Raw genomic sequence first — 21,311 nt, 5'->3', positions numbered from 1 at the left:
TAGTGGTAAAGCAATTCATCTATGGTGCTACTTTTTCTTTAAACTGTTTTCTAGCAGAAAACGCAGGCACTCTAGTTGCTGGAATTGTCATTGGCTCATTGGTTTTCGGATTACGCCCTTCGCGTTCTGAAAACATCAGTATTTATTCGTACTCCATTATTTGGACAATTACAGTCATATCAGACTTTAGTACTTAGAGGAACTGCTAGATACCACTAGATAGCGACTAATTTCTCAAATTAAAATTAGTTTTTCTTCAGACGAGCGTTGACTCTGTTTTAAGTATCTACCTACCAAAGTGGATAAGGGCTGCGCGGATGGCAATGAACCACAGCGCAAGCGTGGCAAATAGGTAGAGGTAGAACCGAAGCATGATCAGATTGAATGTGCAATGGACAGTACTATGCAATAGACGAAACACAACAAAGACCCACGCAGCGTTCACATATATTGTATCTACCTGTTTCGTGATGAATAGATATAGTACGAGTGCATAGAAAAGTACCGGAATCTCGAATAGGTTCTTGAAGTTATCTGATGGATTGGATACATTTGGTGGTGATATCTGCGCTAGTGCGCCGGGTACAGCAAGATCCTCTGGACGGATCTTTATATCAGTAAAGAAACTGATACGGCGGATGTACATATACACCCAAACTATGAGTGTCAGAAAAACTGTTGCAAAGAAAGGACTGAAAATTGCTTCTTGTGGCATTTGTACCTCTTAAATTTGCTTATTCTGATTATGGATGTGCGATCAACTGCCTCATACAAAGGCGTATGAGCAATTTCCTTTCTTGAAACTCATGTCAAAGTGTTGTTGAGATTAAAGGTAATATAGGCTTAGTACTGCAATGCTTCTAGACCTCGAACGGGTACACTTGAGTCAATTTCACTTATGACAAGTCCGTTAAAGCTTCTTTTTGAAGCAATCAATCAAGCCCGTAGTGAGCATGATCTGCGATCACAAGTCGTGCCAGGAATTGGTGAGTATTTTGCCGCCAAACGATGGAGAATTTTTTTCTTTGAGCAACTGCCCTTAGCCGATAGCAATCTTCAAAAAATTCTGAGAATTGCATTATCCATTGAACACAATCCCATAGCACGTTATCTGGTGGAGCGCCATGCACCTGTCCATGAAGCATTAGTGACATCACCAAAGGCTTGGAAAATTATCTGTCCCCGCCCCGATCATTGGCATGTGATGGCGGGGCCAATCATTAATCGCAATCAATTAGTTGGCGTAGTGGGTTGTACTCGTGAAAAATCAATGCCTGCCTTTGATACACAAAATCTAACCGATTTGAGCGCCATTTGCCTGCACTTATCTGTTTGGGCTACAACAGTTGATTCACAAGAAATTTACCAAGGAAAGTCGCAGCACCAAGCTTTTAAAACTGATCGCTTAACGTCTCGTGAGTTGCAGATTGCAGAATTGGTTGCTTTAGGGAAAACTAACGCAGAAATTGGTCATCAACTTTGGATTACTGAAAATTCTGTAAAGCAAGCCTTAAAGCGAATGTTTCGTAAGCTTGAAGTTTCGTCTCGTGCAGAGATGGTTGCACAACTTTTAGCTCCAAGGCATCATCATTTAAAGTAATTTACAACCCTGCTAGCTCTTGGCTATGGTTTTCGTGTGAAAGCTCAACGTTTACCCTTGTTGTACCTATTGGTTTTTTTTACAATAGTCATACACCAACATTTACTAAATCAACATCAGCAAGCCATATTGTTCTACTTTGGGAAAACGCTTCTTCTAAAATTGGAGAGCGCCACTCTACCCCATAAAGCCAATTATCTTTGAGGCTAAAAATTCCTTGAATAATACGGCGTGTAGGCTGTTCACCAAAATCAACCTCAACTATATCCCCCAATTTAAAAGCTGGAGTAAAAACAGTGGACTTTTCTAGTAGATTTGTTCTATGAAATTCTTGTTCAGCTAAGTAGAGAGTTTCATTCTGGCAAACAATTGCATAAATCCATTCCTGTTTTTCCCACAAAACACCACAGCAGTAGCCTGACAAGTCTGGGATTGGCAACAAAACTTTTTCTAACATTCTTACTGCTACTGGAGGCATGGTCTGACCCCACTCAGGAGAAATATGCCAACAGGATTCTAAAGCGGTAATTTGGTTAATCATCTGGGAATGTAGTTCTCTTTTTTATACATACACTCCCTTGGAGCAGTCTGATCCGGAATATAATTTAAATTTTGGGAAGCTAACGCAACAAATGGGAATTTAAACCCAATCAATTCGAGAGCCTCCCAATTTGAGAAGACTTTACTGATTCACTAATTCTCAATTAGTATAAAATTGTTTTGGCAGTAGCGATCGCCTGCTCCACACTCTCCACAATATAAACATTTTCTGGCGACAGTTTTTTAAAGAAAAGTTTACTTTCTTCATCATTATTCAACAAAATTACTTGCTTATTTGCTTTCAAAGCTAGAGCAATTTCTGAAGCGGTTCCTGCACCCATTCCGCAAGCAATTACCACATCACTGGTGAGAACGTTAATATTGTTTCTAGAATTACCCATGTCTGTGAAAATAGCAATATCAACCCAAGAGGACATACCATCCTGATTTTCACCTGGAAGAATACCAATAGTTAAACCATCAGCAGATTTTGCACCTTTACTTACTGCATCCATTACCCCTACATTTCTACCACCAGTGAGTAGAACCCATCCTTGTTTGGCAATAAATTGACCTAATATATAAGCATTTTGTAAATCATTTGCTGTCGCATTTTCTCCTCTCCCCATAACCCCAATAATAATTCTTCGCATCAAATTTCAGATGATACTGGTTTTGGGCGACAAGTCATCTCCAATTCGCTTTTTCCCATTCTCAATTCGCAATTTCTTTCCCCATAACTAAAGTTAGGAGCTTGGATATTGATACTAAGTATAAGAGATTTTTTCATATTGTCTAAATGTTCGCAACTCATAAGGATTTGAATTACACGTTAATCAAAGTATAGATTAGTGAAGGAAAACTTCTATTTAATACCAGCAATTGCTGCGCCAACATCTGCCGGAGGATACCCGAATGTGAACAGCGCCTCTTTTTTTGAGAAGGGCTGTAAGGCGTTTAACATTATTTCCTAATTTTACATATTCAGATAGCTAATCTATATAATATATAACAATGTCTACGCCAATTTTGGTTTTCGGCTAATAATAGCATGAAGACTAGTTAAAAACTGTGCAATTACCCTATAAAAAGTGCCTTCGCCGCTCTCCGGTAGACAACAGCACGATTATAACAATGTAGCTAGTTGTACTGATAACTTTTAAGACCGATAAATATCAAACTAAGCCTTGCAATCACAGTGGGGGAAATTTCGGTATTGAGCCGCGTTGATACTCACACCCCGATCTATAAGGGTAAAATCCTATTCTCAAGAAAGCTCAGATTAATCGCATTAAGTCGTACTTATTGACAAAGATTTAGGCAATCGCTTTGAGGCTTTTTTGCTTCATACCCCTGGTGAGATGATGGAAAGGTCTGGAAGAATATTCTTAACAATCTTCGTTTAATTAATTGCGGACGCGTCTATTATGAAAATTGGTAACTCTAGTAATACAAATTCAAACAGTTTAGACGATTGGAGCGATCGACTTACACAAGGATGGACTTTACCATCTGTATGGTATAGCGAACCTACTCTTTTGAAACAAGAGCAAACAGCCATCTTCCAACGTACATGGCAATATGCTGGAAATATTCAGAGCCTTACTCAGCCTGGAGATTATCTGACTCACCGCTGTGGAGATGTGCCTATCCTTATTGTGCAAAATGCTGCCAATGAATTACGGGCTTTTATAAATATTTGTCGCCATCGTGCCTGTGAAGTTGCTTTCGGTGCTGGCAATACGAGAATGTTTCAGTGTCCTTATCATGCTTGGAGATACGATCTAGATGGCGTGCTGCAAGTTGTACCAGGCTATGACCTTAACCCCGAACTCGATCTCACAAGCTTGGGTTTGTTACCCGTCAAAGTAGATACTTGGGGTTCATTCATTTTTGTCAACTTGGACTCAGAGGCTGAACCACTGGCAACTCATTTGGGAATATTACCAGAACTGTTGTTATCGTCTGGTGTGAACATAGAAAAACTGCGATCGCAACAAAAATTTGTATCTGAAATGTCAGTAAACTGGAAAGTCATTGCTGAAAACTATTTGGAATGCTATCACTGCACTTTTAATCACCCCAGCCTTCTAAAAATTTTAGATCCAGATGCCTATGCTCTAAGTGCAGTTGGCAATGCCTTGATCGGCAAAGTGCCTATGCGTCAACTTCATTCAAGAATGCAAAGTAACGCTAGTCCCTATTGTACTGATGGAGATGTTAAAGAGAGTCTATTTGTTCTGCTTTGGCCAAACTGTACTTTTACAGTGATGCCTGGGCAAGGCAACCTGACTGTTTACACTTTTAATCCAGTTACCCCCCAACAAACCCATACATTTTGTGAATATTTTTTTGATGGAGATGCAGATGAAACCTTTATTGAGAGGTTTATTGATTTTGATAATCGAGTTGGGCAGGAAGATGTTAAGCTTCTGGAATCTGTTCAAGCTGGCTTACAGTCTGGAGCAATGTCTCATGGACGTTTACTATTAGATCGGGAATGGTTGATTCAATATTTTCAAAAGTTAGTTTATCGATCGCTAACTGAAGTCGCCCCAGCCACAACATAGACATGGTTCTCTAAGAAGATGTTTAAAAAGTATTGGGCGAATAGAATTCGCTACTACACTAGCGTTGTCCACCGACCTGGACTAATACAAAATCAAGAGTTTTAACCCACGGAGGTGGGTTTTGTCTGTGTAGCCGCGACTTCTAGTTGCCAGGGCTAGTAACTACCATCTCACGAAGAATATGGATTACATCTCAGCGGCCGTTTCAACCTACGCCACTCCCCTCTATCTGGTAGACGAAAAAATTTTGCGGACAACTGTTCGCCGCTTTATCAATGCATTTCATACCTACCGTCAAAATGTCCAGATTGCTTACTCCTACAAAACCAATCCTTTGCTAGCAGTTTGTCAAATTATTCACCAAGAAGGAGCCTGGGCTGAAGTAGTTACAGGTGATGAACTGCACACTGCCCATAAATTGGGGATGCCTTATTCGCAAATTGTCTTTAATGGTCCCGGTAAAACAAAAGATGAACTGACATTAGCGATCGCGGAAAACGTCATTCTCAATGTTGATAACTGGCATGAACTCTTACAAGTGGCGGATATTGCACAGTCTTATGGAATTCAAGCAAAAATTGGATTACGTATTTCAACTGGGCATATTCGTGAATTTGGCTACAAGTTTGGCTTTGATGTGGATAATGGAGCAGCAGATGCAGCGATCGCCCATGTCTTAGCGAGTCAGTATCTTGAGTTGGAGGGATTTCATTTTCACCTCGACACAAGTATTTGCGATCCAAATAGCTACATCACAGCACTTAAAGAACTGCACACCTTGATTCAACGTCATTTCGATCCCCAACAACGAATCTTGCGGTATGTTGACATTGGTGGCGGCTTTGCAGTCAAAAATAATCGCCCCCTCGAAGTCGCAGCAGAGGATTGGTATGTCCCTGAAATCGAAGAATTGGCTAGAGCCATCTGCACAGCAGTAGAACAACTCTTTCCGGCAGAAACACTCTTAATCTTGGAGCCAGGTCGCGCCCTGGTAACTGACAGTATGCTCTTTGCCACCAAGGCGATCAACATCAAGCAGCAACAGCAACGAACCGTAATTATTCTAGATGGTGGTCTGAACCTGGTTCCTTCAACTTACTATGTGGCTTATCCAGTAAGTATCACTTCAGCAGCAAGCTCTGACGGCTCAAGAGAAGAATTCAGCCAGCCGATCGAGTTTTTTGGTTCATTGTGTATGTCCTACGATTTGATGAGTCATTGCTCAATCAGAAAACTTCCAGAAGTTGACGATATAGTTGTCTTTCACAGCATTGGTGCCTACAATTACTCCGAGGCATTTAACTTCACGCGCGGTAAACCACCTGTTATCTTGATCCATCAAGATCGTAGTTTCAGCACGATTAGAGAGCGAGAGCCCTACGATTTACTTCACTCTTTGGAGTATTTGCTGCCCCTAAAATAATAGATAAACAAAAGCACAGGACTTAAAGCCTAAAATTAGTGAGACTATCTATGTGTTTTCATAAACGACAGCGTTAGGTTGATAAGATCGCCAAGGCGTATGCTGAATTCCGCAAACCACCTGCGTTGCCCAAGGGAAATGATTGTAAAAAATTTGCTTATAGTAATACTCGGTGCGATGCAGTAAGGGAAACTGTTGCTGCTCTTGCTTAAATGCCTGCTCCTGTACCCGATCGCAAATTGCCTGTTCAAAAGTATCCAAATAAACTTTCCCTACTCCTTCCGGCATTGGAACTTTGCCGCGCTCTAGTATTTCGATCGGCAATCGTCCTGTAAGTGCTTTGCGAAGCAAGAGCTTCTCCTTAACTTCATAATTGGTGTAAGCAGAGCGAGACATACGATATTCCGTGGGCAACGCCAGCAGAAATCTTAGCAGAGCTTTGTCCAAATAAGGCGATCGCGTTTCTAGTCCAAATGCAGCAAACGTCCGTTCACCTAACAATTCTGTCTTATATAAATCTTCTACTTGGTGCTGGATCTCTTCATCGTATGCGGCCTCCGATGGAGCCTCTGCAAAGAATCGGTAGCCACCTAAAGCCTCGTCAGGTCCGATGCCATCTAGCAGAACTCGCACATCGGTTTTCTCTCGAATATATTTTGCCAAGAAGTAGAGCAGAATATGATTTGGCACTAAAACCGGATTAAAGGTTTCAATCACGCGAATAATCGCGTCAGCTTCTTGTAAAGTATCTTGGATGCTAACCTGGACTTCATGATGTTCAGTGCCGAGGTAATCTGCCACCCGTCTGGCATACTGCAAATCGGTTGAGTCTGCAACGCCAATGCTGAAGGTTTTAAGTTGTCCTGGGTAGAGTTGAGCTGCAATTGCAGCTACACCGCTCGAATCAATTCCGCCAGATAGGAGAACACCAACAGGTACGTCACTCATTAGGCGTTTTGCGACTGCATCGACTAATTTTTCTTGCAGTGCTTCCACAGAGGCCGTGAATGAAATCGGTTGCGAACCTAGTGTTGGATATTCAAAAAATTGAGTGCAGTTAACCGAGCCAAGACCGCGAATCACACCATAAGTACCGGGTGGGAACTGCTGAACTTTGTTGTGGATGGCAGCTTTTAGCTCAGAGGCAATGACTAAACTATCCTCGGAAATTCCGATATAAAGCGGTTTTTCTCCAAGAGAGTCACGAGCAATGTAGAAGCACTTTTCTTGGGCAGAATATAGCACCAGTGCAAAAACGCCGTCTAAGTAATCTACCATTTGCACCCCATATTGCTCATAGAGGGGGAACAGAACTTCACAATCCGAGCGAGAACGAAACGGATAAGAGGCAAGCTGTTTTTCTTGCAGTTGAGCAAAGTTGTAGATTTCGCCATTGCACATTGCGAATGAACCGTCCTCATAGGTGAATGGCTGATTGGCAGCGTCAGAGCGATCGTTGATTGCTAAACGATGAAAGCCATAGTGAACCTCATAACTCTCGTGTCCGAGTTGCAATTCCTTGACACAAAATATGCTGCTATCGGGGCCACGATGTCGCATTGCAGAAAATTCCTCGAAAGATTTTTGCTGTCGAGAATAGTCACCTTGCTGCCTCTCAATTCGCAAGTAAATGCCACACATGATTCAAGTACTCTCCAAAAGGCGTCGAAATACCATTCCTTACCCGATCTTTTTAAACCGAAAATAGCTGAGACAGAGGTATCCAGCTTTTCCAGCATCACACCAACTCTGGAAAACTTGCTGCTCAAACTGGCGGCGTTCTTGGCTTAATGTTTTCATTTGGCGAGAAGCATCTGCCCAAGCGTCCACGTCATCTGCATACCCGATCGCTAGGTTTTCAGAAAAATCATTGTACCGTATGAGTTGAAACCCTACTGTATAGCCTAAACTCAAATAAGACTGAGTTGAGACAATTTCTCCCAGACCCCATTTCCTCTGTAAGATGGCAGCACGCACCACTTCTGATTCGTCGCGTCGTGTCAGATCGCTCATCACAAATAATCCTTGAGGCTTGAGAACCCGATGCACCTCTCGAAAGACTCGCTCTTTACTGACTGCATCTAGTAGGCAGTCTTGTGCAATCACAACATCGTAAGTTGCATCAGCGAAGGGCAATTGAGCAAAATCTGCTTCAAAAATCTGGATCAGGTGGTTCAGTTTCTGTTCGTCATTTTTGCGTTGATTAACTTTGTTTTGCAGTGTACTGATGTTGACACAATCAACAGAGCAGCCAAATAGATCGGCCAAGTAGCGGGCTGTTCCTCCATATCCTGAACCAATGTCAAGCACTCGTTTGCTCGTTGAACTTCCTGGTACTTTAAACTCAATGCCAGATAAGAGTTCCTGTGTGGCTCTCAGCCCACCCGTTTGAATATTGTTTGGATCTTCGTAGATGCCAATGTGATTAAACTCATCCCCACAAGCATTTAGAAAGAATTCATTCACTTCCGAATTGTCATACCATGACTTAGCATCGTTCATAGTTGTGTGAACCATTGCATACTTAGTTATTGGAAAGAGAAGAACATATCGTAAGGATTCAGGTCTGGCTGACTTATGCACGGATGTATGGACGTATTCATCGCATTTTTACGGGCGTTGAACCCTCGTAAATTGGCGAAGTATTGTGAAATTGATTGGTGTTTGAAAAGGCTAGTAACTCTTCAACAAGAATGGGGAGCAGATTTGAGAATTAGAACTCCTTGGGGAAGTATTCATCAGTTGCCAATTATTGTAGCCGCAATAAAACCAAAGAAAGAATTGCTAATTTTGTCATCATCAATCTTTATATCCATGATCTTACCCCAGCTATAGACTTTTCCTTCCCAAACATTAGGCGTAACTTCCGTATTTTTTACCAACGGAGTTTCCATCAAAACCCAATGTGATGCGCTAGGATTAAAGCCTGTTATGGAAGAATGGTTCCCCGTAATCGTTTCTGAATTGATATTGAGCATAACCATTTTGCCTTGACTAGCATTTAAAAAACTATTAGCTTGTTGAATGTCGTTTTGGCTTTTGCTAGGGTTGAAAGGGTCTGCTTTTTGCACAATGTTGCTTGCACCATAGTTGGTAAACCACGCCATAATTTCAGACGGCATACTACATTCAACAACTGTGCGAATATCTTTTAACATGCTTTGAAAGGGGGTTTTGGCAAGTGATTGAACGGTTTGACCTTTTTGACGAATCCACTTTTTGCTGGCTATAGTAGCTTTTTGCATTGTATCGCTTGTGGGTTGCAAAGCTAATGCTGCCGGAATCCCTCTCATTTGCATGGTTTCGATCAATTTCATTACCTCACTATCACCGGAATAATCGGGTGCATCGGCTGTTTGTTTGGTATGAATCGACCCCATAGACATCCAATCTGTTTGCGAAATCATGCTCGAATCAATATCTGCAAACTCGCTTGCGTCAGTGCTTACTACCTCTTGGTCAACATCAACTGACATATTGCCTAACTTCGCGGTTTGATTAGCTACCGCGTTTCCAGATGAGCTAGCTGCTTCATAATTTGCCTTTGCTGTATATAAGTCAATAATGTAATTCATATAGCTCACAGGGTCATTGAGAGCAATTGCCATCAAAAAAGCGTTGGATCCACAAAAGTTAAATTGCCCTTGGTTAATTCCTTCCGGCATCCAAATACTTCGCTTAATTTCGTCTGCCGCACTTCCGAGCAGCTGGCGCTTGCTTTCCAAAAGTTTGATAGCTTCCCTCTGATTTATGAGAACTTTGTTTCGTGTTAATTTGTTATCCGGCTCCTGTGATGTGGTTTCTATTTGCGGTACAGTTGTTTGTCCTTCTGGTTCTGTGATTTCTATTTGCGGTACAGTTGTTTGTCCTTCTGGTTCGTACTTATCACCTGGTTGTCCAATTGTCGGCTTTGTTTGGATTAGTTTGTTTAGTGATTGTCGTTTTTCTGGCTGTGTCATTAAACCAGGGATTTCTAACAAGTTGGTATTTCTTTGAACTAACCCCTGGATCTGTTCTGGTTGCTGATGAGGAGTTGGTGTTGTCTGTCTGGTAATCGGTGCAAAGGGTCTTGATGTAAACTGGGGTGTTATCGGGGTTTGGGTCTTTTTCGGAGCAGCTTGATAGATTCTTTGGGATGTCATCTGATTGTGCCCTGCACTAGCTGTCAAGGTAATATAAATCTATTACCTTGGTAGAAACATTATACATATTTACTTATCTTTACAGAGTTTGGTTTTTTCACCTCGTTCTACTTAGTTCTAAGATGATTTTCTGTAACTTACGTATTACCTTGCTCTGCTCAATAATTATCTCTACCAGTTCTTTCTAAATATTAAAATGTAAAATTTATTTCTTGAAGGTCTCTAAGTACAGGATAACGATGAGGCTAGACTTGCTGCTGATTTAGTTGCACAATTAAGGAAAATTTTGAAGCGTCAATCTCTTTTGAAAACTTTCTAGACGGAACAAGAGTAGATTCTGGGAATTCTATCAGTAAATCCAATCGTGGCGATCGCTTCATTGTTGCAAGTTGATTCAGCAATTTGCCGTAATGTAATAGCCTCTTGTCCCTGACATCCTAACAACACAACTTCATCCCCAACTGCGATCGGATCGTCCTCAATCTCTACCGCCAGCTTATCCATACAGATATCACCTACAATCGGATAGCGTTTGCCTCGAATCAGTACTTCACCACTACTAGAGACTTCACGGTTGTATCCATCACCATAGCCGATTGGCACAATAGCCACTCGCATGGCCTGATGAGTATGAGGTTTGTATCCTAGTGAAGCATCACGCAAGTGCTGCCGAAGCATGGTCACCTGTGATTTAAGTGTCATTGAATCATGCAGATCCCAACTACCCCCTTGACTTGCACCATTGAATAGAATGCAGCCACATCGAACCATGCTATAGTGCAGTTCGGGACACAACGCTACACCAGGAGATGCCAAAAGGTGTTTAAGGGGTATCGAAGACAGAGAGTCTGCTAGGGTTTTGAAGCAATCTGCCTGCTTTGAGAGCTGCTTATCGTCCGGTTCGGCATATTCACTTAACGCCAACTGCGAATACAGGCCTACTACCTTGCATTGAGGGATTTGTTGAAGCAATTCAACACAATATAGGACTTGTTCTGGCTCAATGCCTGTCATTCCCATCCCTGTATCCACTTCAATATGCACTTTCAAGCCTGTATCTATGAAGCGACAGGCTGTCTCAATTGCAGCAACAGCTTCTACCGTAGATACAGCCACTTCAACATCATGTTGAGCGGCTTCGATATATTGGTCAATGTAGCAGTTGAACGAGAGAATTGGAGTTTGAATGCCAGCTTGGCGAAGTGCGATCGCTTCCTCAACTAGTGCTACTCCAAAATAATCAACTTGATTCGCCAAGTATAAACTAACCGGTAACAAACCATAGCCATAGGCATTTGCTTTAACCACCGCCATTAATTTGACGTTAGCACCAACACGACGACGAATCTGCTGCACATTATGAGAAATAATGCCCAAATTAACCTCAATCCAGGTGGGTCTCATCACTCCAGCAACTTTAAACGAATTGCAAACTTACACTACCGAACCACATTCTACATTTCCACTCTGCGGAGAAACCCTGAGCTTAAAGTGGTTTAGTTCACCTCTAGCCCCTGGATAAACCTCATCAAAAGCAACTTTTCCACAGATAATTTGTGTTTCTTCAGAGTTGAGTACATAAACCCCAGACTCTTCAAAACTTTCGATCCGAGGACAGGCGGTATTCACAAAAATATCAATGAACGGTCTATATCGCTGTAGCTTTGCTGGAGTGACATCCGACATATATAGCAAGGAAACTTCATAGCCCTGCTCAAGCAGTAAACTCCTCAACTTTCTGGCGAGATTAACCCGCTGCTGTCCATATCGTTTTTCAATCACAATGCCAAATCGTCTACTCCGCATTGCCGTTTCCATTAAGTTTCGCCGCTTTTCTATCAGAGGTTCACGCCAAGGTGAGATATCTATCAATCGGGCATTGTATGGATCGAACCAGAAAACAGGTTTCACTGTCTCATAGAGTAACCCTGAAGAATGGAATGCATCAGAAACAACCAGGAAACAGTCTACATCTTGCTCTTGGCGGGTTAGCTTACTGTAATGACATCCTAGTACTTGTCCTGCTGTCACCAAATAATCCGATTGAGGCACAGAGACATTTACTTTAGACTCCAGAAACTGCAAAATTGGCTGTGCATAGTCTTGAAACTCTGTAGACCAAGCAATGCTCATCTTTTCAAATCTGCCATTGACGAGCGGATCTAACAGATTTCCCATACTGGCTTCAGTCAGTCGATGCACAAAGTTCATGGGAAAGAACAAAATCCGCTCTCGATCTTTGCGGAAGTATTCTGTATGACCAAAGCTAACAATTGTATCGATACTCAAATCTTCAAAAGCCTCGATTGGGATATCACATCCTCCCCAATGCTCATCTCCCAGAATGAAAGTCTCAATGTCACAAGATTTGAAGAAATTCTCGATATCAACATATCGATCCAGGACTCCTTCTGGCAGCAAAAAGAGAACACGTTTAGCATTAGCTTCGTCAAGCTGTTGTTTCAATCGCGGCAAATCTAGGGTAAACATAGATTATTTCAGGCTGTGTTTGCTTAAACTTGAAAAAAGCAAAATATTATCTCTGTGGAACTGTGGTCAGATTGTCCACAACTTTACTTTCAATAAGACTGTCGCAATCCAAAAAACAAATCAAATCTAAATAAGTTCAGAAATTTAGGCACAACTTCTGACATTCCTAAATTTCTGAACTGCTCTTTTTATCAACTGAGACATTCTGAGTCTAATAGAAATACAGTTGCTACTGTTCACAGCCAAGGTATTAGATCGCATTCAAAACCACAGGTTTAGAAGCAAAATAACTCTTATACTCCATCTACCTGACTTGCTACTAAGCCTGTTTCTCAAGTATTACTTCGCTAGTCTGCTATATGGAACAAACATACTTGCAGTTCGACAGTCTATTTGTATTACTGCTTGACAAGCGTTTGAACGCCATACAGCCCATGCAATCCATGCAATCCATGTAATCCTTTCATTTGCTGCTGTGCAGAAACGCTATTCACATCCTTTAGAGTCTGTAGTCCGTGTAGTCCGTGCAAACCGTGTAGTCCGTGCAAACCATGTAGTCCACTCAGACTACGTAACTCTTTATACTGCTTTTTGTTTTCTACGGCCATTTTGATACATCCTAAACAATAAACTTGAAAAACTGCATTGACACTTATTTGATAACTTGATCGTTACTTTAATATGGCAAAGGTTAATTATATAGATGTACTTTGTTTAAGAATCAGTAAACCTTAATCAGACCTATTGCATACAGGGTAAGCTCATCTAATTTATAATAGCAACTTGACAAAAGAACAAAGATAAGTATCCAAAAGCAAATAAAAAATACACTTGACATCAGAGCAAAAGAAATGAGATAAATTGAGTCGATTCCTGATTTATAGAGCATTCGTGAGAGGTTAAGGTAATTGCACACTTGTCAAGAGGGTGCGGGAAAAGGCGATAGATCAAGCTTGGAGACTGGCTTTCGCAGATATTTAACCACGCCTAAGTTTTGATTCTCTGGGGCAGCAAAGTATTTAATTGGGTCATCCGCGTTATTTTTGTCATAAGCAACGCTGAAATGGTATAAACCACGATAAATCATCTCTAAAGAAATACGGTCAAATGGCATAGATAATTCATCAGTACAGCATCTGCTAAATCCCCTTTAGCAATGAATTGGGCAGCAAACAGTCCAATGCCATATACTTCACTAAGTCCAATCTGTGTTTTTACTAAGAGCATCGTTACACTATCCTTAAACCAATAACACCAATAACAATCAGACCAATGCAAACAGAGCGAACTATCCCGTAGGTTTCACCAAACAGGACAATATCTGCAATCACAGTACCAATAGCTCCAATGCCAGCTAGAACTGCATAGGTAGTTCCTATTGGAATTGTTTTGAGTGCCTGTGACAAAAAGAAAAAACTTAGAAGTGTGACAACAATCGTTGCTACGGTCGGTAGCAAGTTTGTAAAGCCATTGCTCCATTTTAAAGTGACTGCCCATATTGTCTCTAAAAGACCAGCGATTAAAATATTTATCCATGCCATAATTTCAAGACACCTGATTTGAAAAGCTGAGTTATTAAGAGGCCCTTGCAAAAATAAGTTGGTCAGACTTAGCACGCGCTCTTAAGAGTGCGTTCCGTCTCCATGAAAAATTGTGAATGAATTGATAAATATCAGCCTGACCAACTTATTCGTGCGGGGGTGCTAATACTGCACAGTTTGTCTGACTGAAGTTTCAATCTTTCTTCTATGATGTATAAAGCCTAGACGAGGTGGAAATTTCAATATCACTCTCACAACGCTATCTAGCTGTTGGCGTAAATTCTCATAGAGTTGAGGTCTTTGGCTCCAATGAACATTAGGACACAAGTCATGTTCTTGGTGATAACCTTCATTGCAGAAAAGGAAATTGTAGATGCAGCCATAATGGCTAGTTGAATTGGCATAGAGGTTTTCAGGTATCGCTCTAAAGTGTTCGTAATAGTTAGCTAAATAAGTTAAAAACCAACCAAAATAGAATACAGGCAGAACAAGAAATAGAAAAAACTTTTTACCCCACGCTTTTTTCATGTGTCTCATCCACCACATATAGATTGGATATTAGATTAGAAAAACTTATAAGGATAGTATCATGAGCTGTCAGTCAGTAGACTGAAAACTTTTGCTCCCGCCAACTCTTGGAAACGCTAGGCTTGCTTCAAAGCAGTACAGTGGTACTATGAAAATTCCCGACTGCGTAGGCGTAGCCCGCCGTAGGCATCGCTAATCTCCTGCATCTGCTGGCATTCGGACTTCGGGTAATGTAGTTCGCCAAGGAAACTTGGTGGGGTAAAGGGTAAGGGGAAAAGGGAAAAGGTTTTAATTCCTTCCCCCTTTCCCCTTTTCCCAGTCCAAACCTAGCAATTTTGGGTTGGCAGACTACTAGGGAAATTAGGCGCTGAACCCTCCGTCAATCATCAGGTTTGCGCCGGTGATGTAACTAGACTCGGGGCCGGCCAGATAAGCAACCAGCCCTGCAACCTCGTCAACCGTGCCGTAGCGGGCTACCGCTATCTGCTTTTTGAGCATCTCGGCAAACTCCCCCTCCGAAGGATTCATATCTGTAGCGATCGGCCCCGGCTGCACGTTGTTGATCGTAATCCCGCGTGGGCCAAGGTCACGCGACAGCCCTTGCACAAGCCCTTGCAGAGCTGATTTACTCATGGCATATACGCCGCCACCAGCAAATGGCATCCGTTCGGCGTTGGTGCTGCCGATGTTGATGATGCGTCCGCCCTCTTTCATGTGCTTGACTGCGGCTTGCGTCGCCACAAACACGGCACGCACGTTAATGGCAAAGGTTCGATCGAAGTCCGCTAGCGTGAAATCGTCGATTGGGCCGATCGCCAGCACGCCTGCATTGTTGACGAGAATATCAATGCCACCCAATTTGTTCACAGTGTCTTCAACAGCCGCAACCACCGCGCTGGCATCGGAACTGTCGGCTTGGATGGCAAGAGCCTGGACACCTAATGCTTGCGCTGCCTGCACAATTTCGTTAGCGCGATCGGGTGAACTGGTATATGTAAAAGCGACATCAGCACCAACACTTGCTAAACGTTTGACGATCGCTGCCCCAATGCCGCGACTGCCTCCAGTAATGAGGGCGCGTTTATTTTTGAGTATGTGGTTCATGTTAGCTCCTAAGGATTTCAAAGTCATCTATATAAGTGCAAAAGTTGACAAAATTATAAACAAAATAAATCGATTCTTTTGCAATCGTATAAATTAACTTATCTCTAATAAAAGAACTCTTATTTAATCCCTCTTTTATCACTTTCGGGAGAGAATAATCTTGAATGCTTACAGCATAAGACTTTTACCAAAAACCTTGATTTCAGGCATTGTGTGAGAAAATAAACGCTCAAATGCCCGTTATATCTACAGTTGAAAATTTGGCTCTTATTTTTCTTTTCTCAGAGTAACAAAAGAGGGTTAATACCATTTCACGAAAAATCTGATACAGATGTAAGGCGTGAAAGCTTTGCTGCATCTAAGTTTTTTAATTGCGAATTGCGAATTACGAATTGTGAATTGGTATAAGGATAAATTAGCTAACTATTCAGTCATGAATAAGTAAATTTATCCTTGAAAATAAGCAACAATCTTAACTAAATTATTGACAAGTTAGTTTACGCTAAAGCTCTTTCTAAATTCTCAGATGCACTGGCTTTAGTGCGGCGATTTTTGTGGTCTAGCACTTTTTCAATGTCCCATGAATCCTTTGAGATGGTAAAAGTACCTCGCCCTTTGTTTGAACGTTTGCGGGACATTGCCGTTTATGCCGCGTAATTGGATAAAGTCGAGCTTAGAGGATGTTTTAAAATTTTAAACCAGAGCCACTGCTGGTTGCTGCCAGCGTCCCACTGCCTTACCAATTACTGCTAATTCTTGCATCAATTTATCAAAACGGTCTGGTGTGAGAGATTGGGGTCCATCAGATAAAGCTTTGGCAGGGTTGGGGTGAACTTCTATCATGAGGGAATCTGTGCCAGCTGCGATCGCTGCCATTGCCATTGCAGGGACAAACTCAGACCAACCTACGCCGTGGCTGGGATCGATCGCAATTGGTAGGTGAGTCAACTTTCGCAAAACTGGCACTACTGATAAATCGAGGGTATTTCGTGTATACTGGCGGTCAAAGGTACGTATCCCCCGTTCGCACAAAATAACATTGGGATTGCCAGCTGCCAAAATATACTCGGCTGCCATCAACCAGTCTTCAATGGTAGCCGCCATTCCCCGCTTTAAAAGAACTGGTTTTGATTGCGCTCCAACTTTTTTCAGCAAAGAGAAATTCTGCATATTCCTTGCTCCCACCTGGATTACATCTGCAATTTCAGCAATTTTATCCAGGTCAACGGCATCCATTACTTCTGTAATAATACCTAGTCCGCTCACTTCCCGCGCCTTTGCCAATAATTCCAAAGCACTCTCACCGTGTCCTTGGAAGGCGTAAGGTGAAGTCCGGGGTTTATATGCACCTCCGCGCAAAAACTTGGCTCCTGCGGCTTTGACACGCCGCGCCGTTTCTATAATCATTTCTTCATTTTCTACAGAGCAGGGACCAGCAACCACTACTAAAGGCTGGTGTTCGCCAAATACTACTGTTCCATTGGGTATGTTAACCACCACTTCCGAAGCCTCACCGTGGCGATATTGTCGGCTAGCTCGTTTGTAAGGCTGCTCTACCCGTAAAACCTGCTCAATCCAGGAACTAAGTTCTTGAATTTGTAATGGATCTAAGCTGGCGGTTTCACCTACTAGACCAATAACTACTTTGTGTTGACCAACAATTTTTTCCGGAGTTAGCCCCCAGCTAGTTAGTTCTTCATCAATGCGGTTTATTTCCGCCTCTGGAGAACCACTTTTCATTACTATAATCATCTGAAAGTTCCTAATTAATTGAGTAAACTTTTCTGTAAAGGCGTGTAACTTTATTTTTGCTGATTTACTTAATTACGAATACTGAAAGACTAAATTTATTTACATAAAATAAATGAAATGTACAAAATACAACGCTCAGGAATTTTACTACTAAATAGCTGAATATTGGGTATAAAAATAATCATATAATTTAACTAGCAATGTTGAAGTTGTATAATTTTAACTTCAACATTTACTCTAAAATTTACCCAATATCGCAGTCATCTGAGACCTGAGCGCTGTTGATTATGAGTTTTTTTGCCGAGTTTCGCGCCAAGCTCCAACCATTCTTCCCCAATTGGTGCTGAATTCACCTACACCCAGCAGACTTCCACCTTTTTCTTCATCCCAAGAGGCAGAGAGAACGCCATAAGTTATCCCTAAGACGCCCAAACCAAATAATCCCATGTTTACCAATAACACAGCAATGGGAGGTAATTTGATGTCGGAGTAGATGGCAAGCAAATAGCTGACAATCAGCGTCAAAATGCCCAAAGCTGTTGGTATGCCACAGAACCCAGCCACCCGTCGAACCATCCGCTGGCTGACTACTTTGGGAATTGCCATCTCTTCCTTAGTGTAAGACCGCTGTTTATCAGACTGGTTGACAGATTTCTGTGCTTTGGCTACCGATTTCGTTTGATTCTTTGGGGGTTTTTGGCGTTTCTTGTTTGGCTCAAAGGGCAAGCTATTGCGTTCAGATTCTTCAGCAGACATAAGCGATCGCTCCTATCCGCGAATACCGAGACGAGCTATTAAAGCTAGATACTTTTCCCGGCTTTCGCTTTGGATATAGGCTAGAAGACGCTTACGGTGTCCAATTAGCTTCAATAGTCCCCGCCGAGACGAATGATCTTTTTTATTTGCTTGAAGATGTTCGCTGAGGCGGTTGATGCGCTCAGTTAGCATCGCAACTTGAACCTCAGACGAACCAGTATCGGTTTCGTGAACTTGGTAGTTGGAAATAATTTCTTGTTTTCGCAGTTGCGTCAGAGCCATGATGGAATTTTTTGTTTTTCAAAATGTATGCAGCAGTTTCCCATAATATCACAGCCACTAAGGTCGATGGGGAATCATCTGTGTTTTACACCTTGGGGTGTTCTTGAGTTTTTCAACGAGCCAATAAACTTTCGTCTTGGACTATTCAGTATCTGCTAATTTAGCTGTGCTTCAATATACGCTATGCACAGCAAAGCAAATGTAATAGAAAATACAAAACTCAGCAGGTATAAATAAACTGAAGTTAGTGATTGTCGGTAAAGCTCTTCAGCATTAACTCCAAGACCTAAAGCCACTTTACGTTTAACTATACCCACTTATTCAAAAGTAAAATAAAGCTTAAACCAGGTAAGTAACAGTTAAATAGCTGGTTGAAAAAATGTAAGAATTGAGAGATAGTTATAAAAGTTAATAAACAAAACAGGTTGATAACTAGCGACATGAAACCACAAAAAACCACCCGAAGTCGGGGAGTTGTGCTGAGTTCTGTCGGTTTAAAGCGTTTGCAGGCAGCGATTTTAGCTATGGAGATAGCGGAGAATAACAGTCAGCGTTTTACTCTAGACAAGCTAGGCGATCGCATGAACATCTCTACTAAAACACTGAGCCGATTATTATCGTTGGATACAAGTGTAGACCAAAAAACCTTAAAACTTTGCTTTAGTGCTTTTAACCTAACCTTACACGCAGAAGATTACACCGCTTTAAACGAACCAGATAAGATTCAAACTTCGCAATCATTGCCATTAAATTTACATAGACAAAGAGTATTAGCATATCAATCTTTACCTACGAAATTTTTTATTAACGAACAGCCTGAGCAATTTGAAAGTATTTTTCCGTACCCAGATGGCCCCGTACCTCTCGATTCTTTCCTTTATGTCGAGCGTCACCCAATTGAGGAAGTAGTTTACCGGGAGGTAACTCAACCAGGTTGCGTAATTCGGATTAAAGCACCCAGGCAGATGGGTAAAAGTTCTTTGGTGCTGAGGTTGCTAGCCTTTGCACAGATGCAAGGGTATCATACAGTGAATTTGAATTGCGACCAAATAGATTCTGATTCTTTGACTAACTTAAATAAGTTGTTGCGTAGTTTTTGCTGGCATGTTGCTAAAGAATTAGGTATAAACCCCAAATTGAATGAAATATGGGATGAAGAAATTGGCTGTAAGTTGAGTTGTACCTTTTATTTCCAAAGCTATTTGCTCAAGCAAAGTCAAAGTCCAGTCGTTTTAGTATTGAATGAAGTTGACCGCTTTTTTGAATATCCTCATATTGCTCAAGAATTTTTTGCATTATTGCGTTCATGGTGTGAGGAAGCGCAACAAAATCCCCATTGGCAGAAGTTGAAGCTAGTAGTGGTTTACTCAACAGAAGAGTATGCCACCCTCGATATCAACCGCTCTCCGTTTAACATTGGACTACCTATCCGTTTGAGCGAATTTACCCAACAACAAATAGAAGACTTAGCGAGACGACACGGATTAAAGTGGAATAGCAAGAAAGAATCCAGCCAGCTAATGTCATTTGTCGGAGGTCATCCGGCACTAATTCGGATTTCGCTCTATCATATTGCTTGCCGAAAAATAACTTTAGAAGAAATGATAGAGGAAGCGATCGCCAATGGTGGGATTTACCGCCATCATTTATGGCGACTCTGGGTGCAACTCCAAGAAAAACCCAATCTAGCAAAGACTTATGCTCAACTAGTGACGCCACAGGGAAGTACTTCTGTCGATCCGATTGAGACTTATAAACTTGATGGTTTGGGATTGATTCGCTTTGAAGGCGATCGCATTTTACCAACTTGTGAACTCTACCGCGTTTATTTTCAAAAACAACTATCAACAATTGTTTAACAAAATTACAAATCCCCTTAATTACAGAATGATAAGCTGATGCGCGTCTAAAGTATATAAACACTCTTGATGGTCGTTGACTGTTGACTGTTGAGAGTTAATGGTTAACAATCATCAGGTAATACCAATTTTTTATGAAGCTGCATATAATTCGATCCCCCCTAGCCCCCCTTAAGAAGGGGGGAACCAGAAAAACATCTATTAAAGTCCCCCTTTTTAAGGGGGATTTAGGGGGATCAAGATATGTGCAACTTTACGTTAAATTGGTATAAAACAAATTAAATGCGTAACAGCTTATTACCCATTTTTAAGGGCATCTGAAACATTTTGCTACGAACAAGAGGACTTTTAAAATAAACTCTTGGGCTATGGACTACATCCTTATAAATAATCGAGAGTTTACAAATCCTTGAGTTTGATGCGAGTGGCTGGAAATATAAAAAATATCCCACTATTCAGAGTCAACACTTCGGCTGATTTCGGCTACGATCAATGACCAACGCTCAAATCGAGCGACTTGCACTGAGCGGCGTCGAAGTGAGTCGAGATTCAGTGACCACAGTCAACAACTTCAAGCAGGATAATTTATTAATTGGAGTTTCCTTAATGCTTCTTAGCATTTCATAATTTTTATGACAATGCAAGGACAGTTAAGACAGTTAAGAATTTGATTTAAAGAAATAACAGACAGTTAAGACATTTAAGCAAAAAATCAGTAGATTAT

At 41.5% G+C, this 21,311-nt stretch carries 20 protein-coding genes and 2 pseudogenes; 4 read left to right on the top strand and 18 right to left on the bottom strand.

What is annotated here, in order from left to right; all coding sequences use genetic code 11:
• Positions 1 to 19: 19 nt before the first annotated feature.
• Positions 20 to 124 (bottom strand): annotated as a pseudogene (locus ACFG4S_RS06315) (HU family DNA-binding protein); the annotation flags it as partial.
• A gap of 162 nt (positions 125 to 286) precedes the next feature.
• Positions 287 to 715, bottom strand: coding sequence for an MAPEG family protein (locus ACFG4S_RS06310; protein ID WP_392533982.1), 429 nt, complete (start codon positions 713 to 715; stop codon positions 287 to 289).
• Between the two features lie 183 nt (positions 716 to 898).
• On the opposite strand from ACFG4S_RS06310, the gene ACFG4S_RS06305 reads away from it, so the two are divergent.
• A complete protein-coding gene (locus tag ACFG4S_RS06305; RefSeq protein ID WP_392533981.1) occupies positions 899 to 1,600 on the top strand; it encodes a LuxR C-terminal-related transcriptional regulator in 702 nt (233 codons plus the stop codon).
• Positions 1,601 to 1,688: 88 nt separating this feature from the next.
• Here the strand turns inward: ACFG4S_RS06305 and ACFG4S_RS06300 are convergent, their stop codons facing one another.
• The gene (locus ACFG4S_RS06300) at positions 1,689 to 2,141 is read right to left on the bottom strand and encodes a DUF1392 family protein (protein ID WP_392533980.1); all 453 of its coding nucleotides are present in this window, start codon (positions 2,139 to 2,141) and stop codon (positions 1,689 to 1,691) included.
• 163 nt (positions 2,142 to 2,304) lie between these two features.
• Positions 2,305 to 2,793, bottom strand: coding sequence for a TIGR00725 family protein (locus ACFG4S_RS06295; protein WP_392533979.1), 489 nt, complete (start codon positions 2,791 to 2,793; stop codon positions 2,305 to 2,307).
• 774 nt (positions 2,794 to 3,567) lie between these two features.
• Between ACFG4S_RS06295 and ACFG4S_RS06290 the strand changes: the two genes are divergently transcribed.
• Both ACFG4S_RS06290 and ACFG4S_RS06285 read left to right on the top strand, forming a co-directional pair.
• Positions 3,568 to 4,710, top strand: a complete 1,143-nt coding sequence (locus ACFG4S_RS06290) for an aromatic ring-hydroxylating dioxygenase subunit alpha (RefSeq protein ID WP_392533978.1) — start codon at positions 3,568 to 3,570, stop codon at positions 4,708 to 4,710.
• Between the two features lie 181 nt (positions 4,711 to 4,891).
• Complete coding sequence (locus ACFG4S_RS06285) at positions 4,892 to 6,133, top strand: alanine racemase (RefSeq protein ID WP_392533977.1); 1,242 nt, start codon at positions 4,892 to 4,894, stop codon at positions 6,131 to 6,133.
• 48 nt (positions 6,134 to 6,181) lie between these two features.
• Here ACFG4S_RS06285 and asnB read toward each other — a convergent pair whose 3' ends face one another.
• The 14 genes and pseudogenes from asnB to rpsO form a co-directional block, all read right to left on the bottom strand.
• Entirely contained in the window at positions 6,182 to 7,774 is a 1,593-nt protein-coding gene (gene asnB / locus ACFG4S_RS06280) for an asparagine synthase (glutamine-hydrolyzing) (protein WP_392533976.1), read from the bottom strand.
• Between the two features lie 39 nt (positions 7,775 to 7,813).
• Entirely contained in the window at positions 7,814 to 8,650 is an 837-nt protein-coding gene (locus ACFG4S_RS06275; RefSeq protein ID WP_392533975.1) for an SAM-dependent methyltransferase, read from the bottom strand.
• A gap of 221 nt (positions 8,651 to 8,871) precedes the next feature.
• Entirely contained in the window at positions 8,872 to 10,275 is a 1,404-nt protein-coding gene (locus tag ACFG4S_RS06270; RefSeq protein WP_392533974.1) for a hypothetical protein, read from the bottom strand.
• A gap of 315 nt (positions 10,276 to 10,590) precedes the next feature.
• Entirely contained in the window at positions 10,591 to 11,679 is a 1,089-nt protein-coding gene (alr, locus tag ACFG4S_RS06265; RefSeq protein ID WP_392535923.1) for an alanine racemase, read from the bottom strand.
• A 30-nt stretch (positions 11,680 to 11,709) separates the two neighbouring features.
• Positions 11,710 to 12,765, bottom strand: coding sequence for a diphthamide synthesis protein (locus tag ACFG4S_RS06260; RefSeq protein ID WP_392533973.1), 1,056 nt, complete (start codon positions 12,763 to 12,765; stop codon positions 11,710 to 11,712).
• A gap of 398 nt (positions 12,766 to 13,163) precedes the next feature.
• The gene (locus ACFG4S_RS06255) at positions 13,164 to 13,373 is read right to left on the bottom strand and encodes a hypothetical protein (RefSeq protein WP_392533972.1); all 210 of its coding nucleotides are present in this window, start codon (positions 13,371 to 13,373) and stop codon (positions 13,164 to 13,166) included.
• 323 nt (positions 13,374 to 13,696) lie between these two features.
• Positions 13,697 to 13,959: pseudogene (locus ACFG4S_RS06250) on the bottom strand (IS4 family transposase); the annotation flags it as partial.
• Between the two features lie 35 nt (positions 13,960 to 13,994).
• Positions 13,995 to 14,306, bottom strand: coding sequence for a DMT family transporter (locus ACFG4S_RS06245; RefSeq protein WP_392533971.1), 312 nt, complete (start codon positions 14,304 to 14,306; stop codon positions 13,995 to 13,997).
• A 162-nt stretch (positions 14,307 to 14,468) separates the two neighbouring features.
• Positions 14,469 to 14,834, bottom strand: a complete 366-nt coding sequence (locus tag ACFG4S_RS06240; protein ID WP_392533970.1) for a fatty acid desaturase — start codon at positions 14,832 to 14,834, stop codon at positions 14,469 to 14,471.
• Between the two features lie 360 nt (positions 14,835 to 15,194).
• Positions 15,195 to 15,938, bottom strand: a complete 744-nt coding sequence (locus ACFG4S_RS06235; protein WP_392533969.1) for a 3-oxoacyl-ACP reductase family protein — start codon at positions 15,936 to 15,938, stop codon at positions 15,195 to 15,197.
• Between the two features lie 497 nt (positions 15,939 to 16,435).
• Positions 16,436 to 16,576 (bottom strand): hypothetical protein, encoded by a 141-nt coding sequence (locus ACFG4S_RS06230; RefSeq protein WP_392533968.1) that lies wholly within the window; start codon positions 16,574 to 16,576, stop codon positions 16,436 to 16,438.
• A gap of 55 nt (positions 16,577 to 16,631) precedes the next feature.
• Positions 16,632 to 17,690, bottom strand: coding sequence for a 3-deoxy-7-phosphoheptulonate synthase (aroF, locus tag ACFG4S_RS06225; RefSeq protein WP_392533967.1), 1,059 nt, complete (start codon positions 17,688 to 17,690; stop codon positions 16,632 to 16,634).
• A 285-nt stretch (positions 17,691 to 17,975) separates the two neighbouring features.
• Positions 17,976 to 18,446 (bottom strand): PAM68 family protein, encoded by a 471-nt coding sequence (locus ACFG4S_RS06220; RefSeq protein WP_392533966.1) that lies wholly within the window; start codon positions 18,444 to 18,446, stop codon positions 17,976 to 17,978.
• 12 nt (positions 18,447 to 18,458) lie between these two features.
• Entirely contained in the window at positions 18,459 to 18,728 is a 270-nt protein-coding gene (rpsO, locus tag ACFG4S_RS06215; protein ID WP_392533965.1) for a 30S ribosomal protein S15, read from the bottom strand.
• Between the two features lie 440 nt (positions 18,729 to 19,168).
• Here rpsO and ACFG4S_RS06210 point away from each other — a divergent pair, with 440 nt between their 5' ends.
• Entirely contained in the window at positions 19,169 to 20,587 is a 1,419-nt protein-coding gene (locus ACFG4S_RS06210; protein WP_392533964.1) for an AAA-like domain-containing protein, read from the top strand.
• Positions 20,588 to 21,311 lie beyond the last annotated feature (724 nt).

It is taken from the genome of Nostoc sp. C117 (assembly GCF_043099735.1).
Taxonomy (GTDB): Bacteria; Cyanobacteriota; Cyanobacteriia; order Cyanobacteriales; family Nostocaceae; genus Nostoc.
The sequence above is the reverse complement of the archived record's forward strand: the minus strand, read 5'-3'. Positions and strand labels throughout refer to the sequence as shown.

Bases quoted from the DNA above. Each gene is read 5' to 3' on its own strand.
- ACFG4S_RS06310 (WP_392533982.1), bottom strand. From the start codon at position 715: ATGCCACAAGAAGCAATTTTCAGTCCTTTCTTTGCAACAGTTTTTCTG.
- ACFG4S_RS06305 (WP_392533981.1), top strand. From the start codon at position 899: ATGACAAGTCCGTTAAAGCTTCTTTTTGAAGCAATCAATCAAGCCCGT.
- ACFG4S_RS06300 (WP_392533980.1), bottom strand. From the start codon at position 2,141: ATGATTAACCAAATTACCGCTTTAGAATCCTGTTGGCATATTTCTCCT.
- ACFG4S_RS06295 (WP_392533979.1), bottom strand. From the start codon at position 2,793: ATGCGAAGAATTATTATTGGGGTTATGGGGAGAGGAGAAAATGCGACA.
- ACFG4S_RS06290 (WP_392533978.1), top strand. From the start codon at position 3,568: ATGAAAATTGGTAACTCTAGTAATACAAATTCAAACAGTTTAGACGAT.
- ACFG4S_RS06285 (WP_392533977.1), top strand. From the start codon at position 4,892: ATGGATTACATCTCAGCGGCCGTTTCAACCTACGCCACTCCCCTCTAT.
- asnB (WP_392533976.1), bottom strand. From the start codon at position 7,774: ATGTGTGGCATTTACTTGCGAATTGAGAGGCAGCAAGGTGACTATTCT.
- ACFG4S_RS06275 (WP_392533975.1), bottom strand. From the start codon at position 8,650: ATGGTTCACACAACTATGAACGATGCTAAGTCATGGTATGACAATTCG.
- ACFG4S_RS06270 (WP_392533974.1), bottom strand. From the start codon at position 10,275: ATGACATCCCAAAGAATCTATCAAGCTGCTCCGAAAAAGACCCAAACC.
- alr (WP_392535923.1), bottom strand. From the start codon at position 11,679: ATGAGACCCACCTGGATTGAGGTTAATTTGGGCATTATTTCTCATAAT.
- ACFG4S_RS06260 (WP_392533973.1), bottom strand. From the start codon at position 12,765: ATGTTTACCCTAGATTTGCCGCGATTGAAACAACAGCTTGACGAAGCT.
- ACFG4S_RS06255 (WP_392533972.1), bottom strand. From the start codon at position 13,373: ATGGCCGTAGAAAACAAAAAGCAGTATAAAGAGTTACGTAGTCTGAGT.
- ACFG4S_RS06245 (WP_392533971.1), bottom strand. From the start codon at position 14,306: ATGGCATGGATAAATATTTTAATCGCTGGTCTTTTAGAGACAATATGG.
- ACFG4S_RS06240 (WP_392533970.1), bottom strand. From the start codon at position 14,834: ATGAAAAAAGCGTGGGGTAAAAAGTTTTTTCTATTTCTTGTTCTGCCT.
- ACFG4S_RS06235 (WP_392533969.1), bottom strand. From the start codon at position 15,938: ATGAACCACATACTCAAAAATAAACGCGCCCTCATTACTGGAGGCAGT.
- ACFG4S_RS06230 (WP_392533968.1), bottom strand. From the start codon at position 16,576: ATGTCCCGCAAACGTTCAAACAAAGGGCGAGGTACTTTTACCATCTCA.
- aroF (WP_392533967.1), bottom strand. From the start codon at position 17,690: ATGATTATAGTAATGAAAAGTGGTTCTCCAGAGGCGGAAATAAACCGC.
- ACFG4S_RS06220 (WP_392533966.1), bottom strand. From the start codon at position 18,446: ATGTCTGCTGAAGAATCTGAACGCAATAGCTTGCCCTTTGAGCCAAAC.
- rpsO (WP_392533965.1), bottom strand. From the start codon at position 18,728: ATGGCTCTGACGCAACTGCGAAAACAAGAAATTATTTCCAACTACCAA.
- ACFG4S_RS06210 (WP_392533964.1), top strand. From the start codon at position 19,169: ATGAAACCACAAAAAACCACCCGAAGTCGGGGAGTTGTGCTGAGTTCT.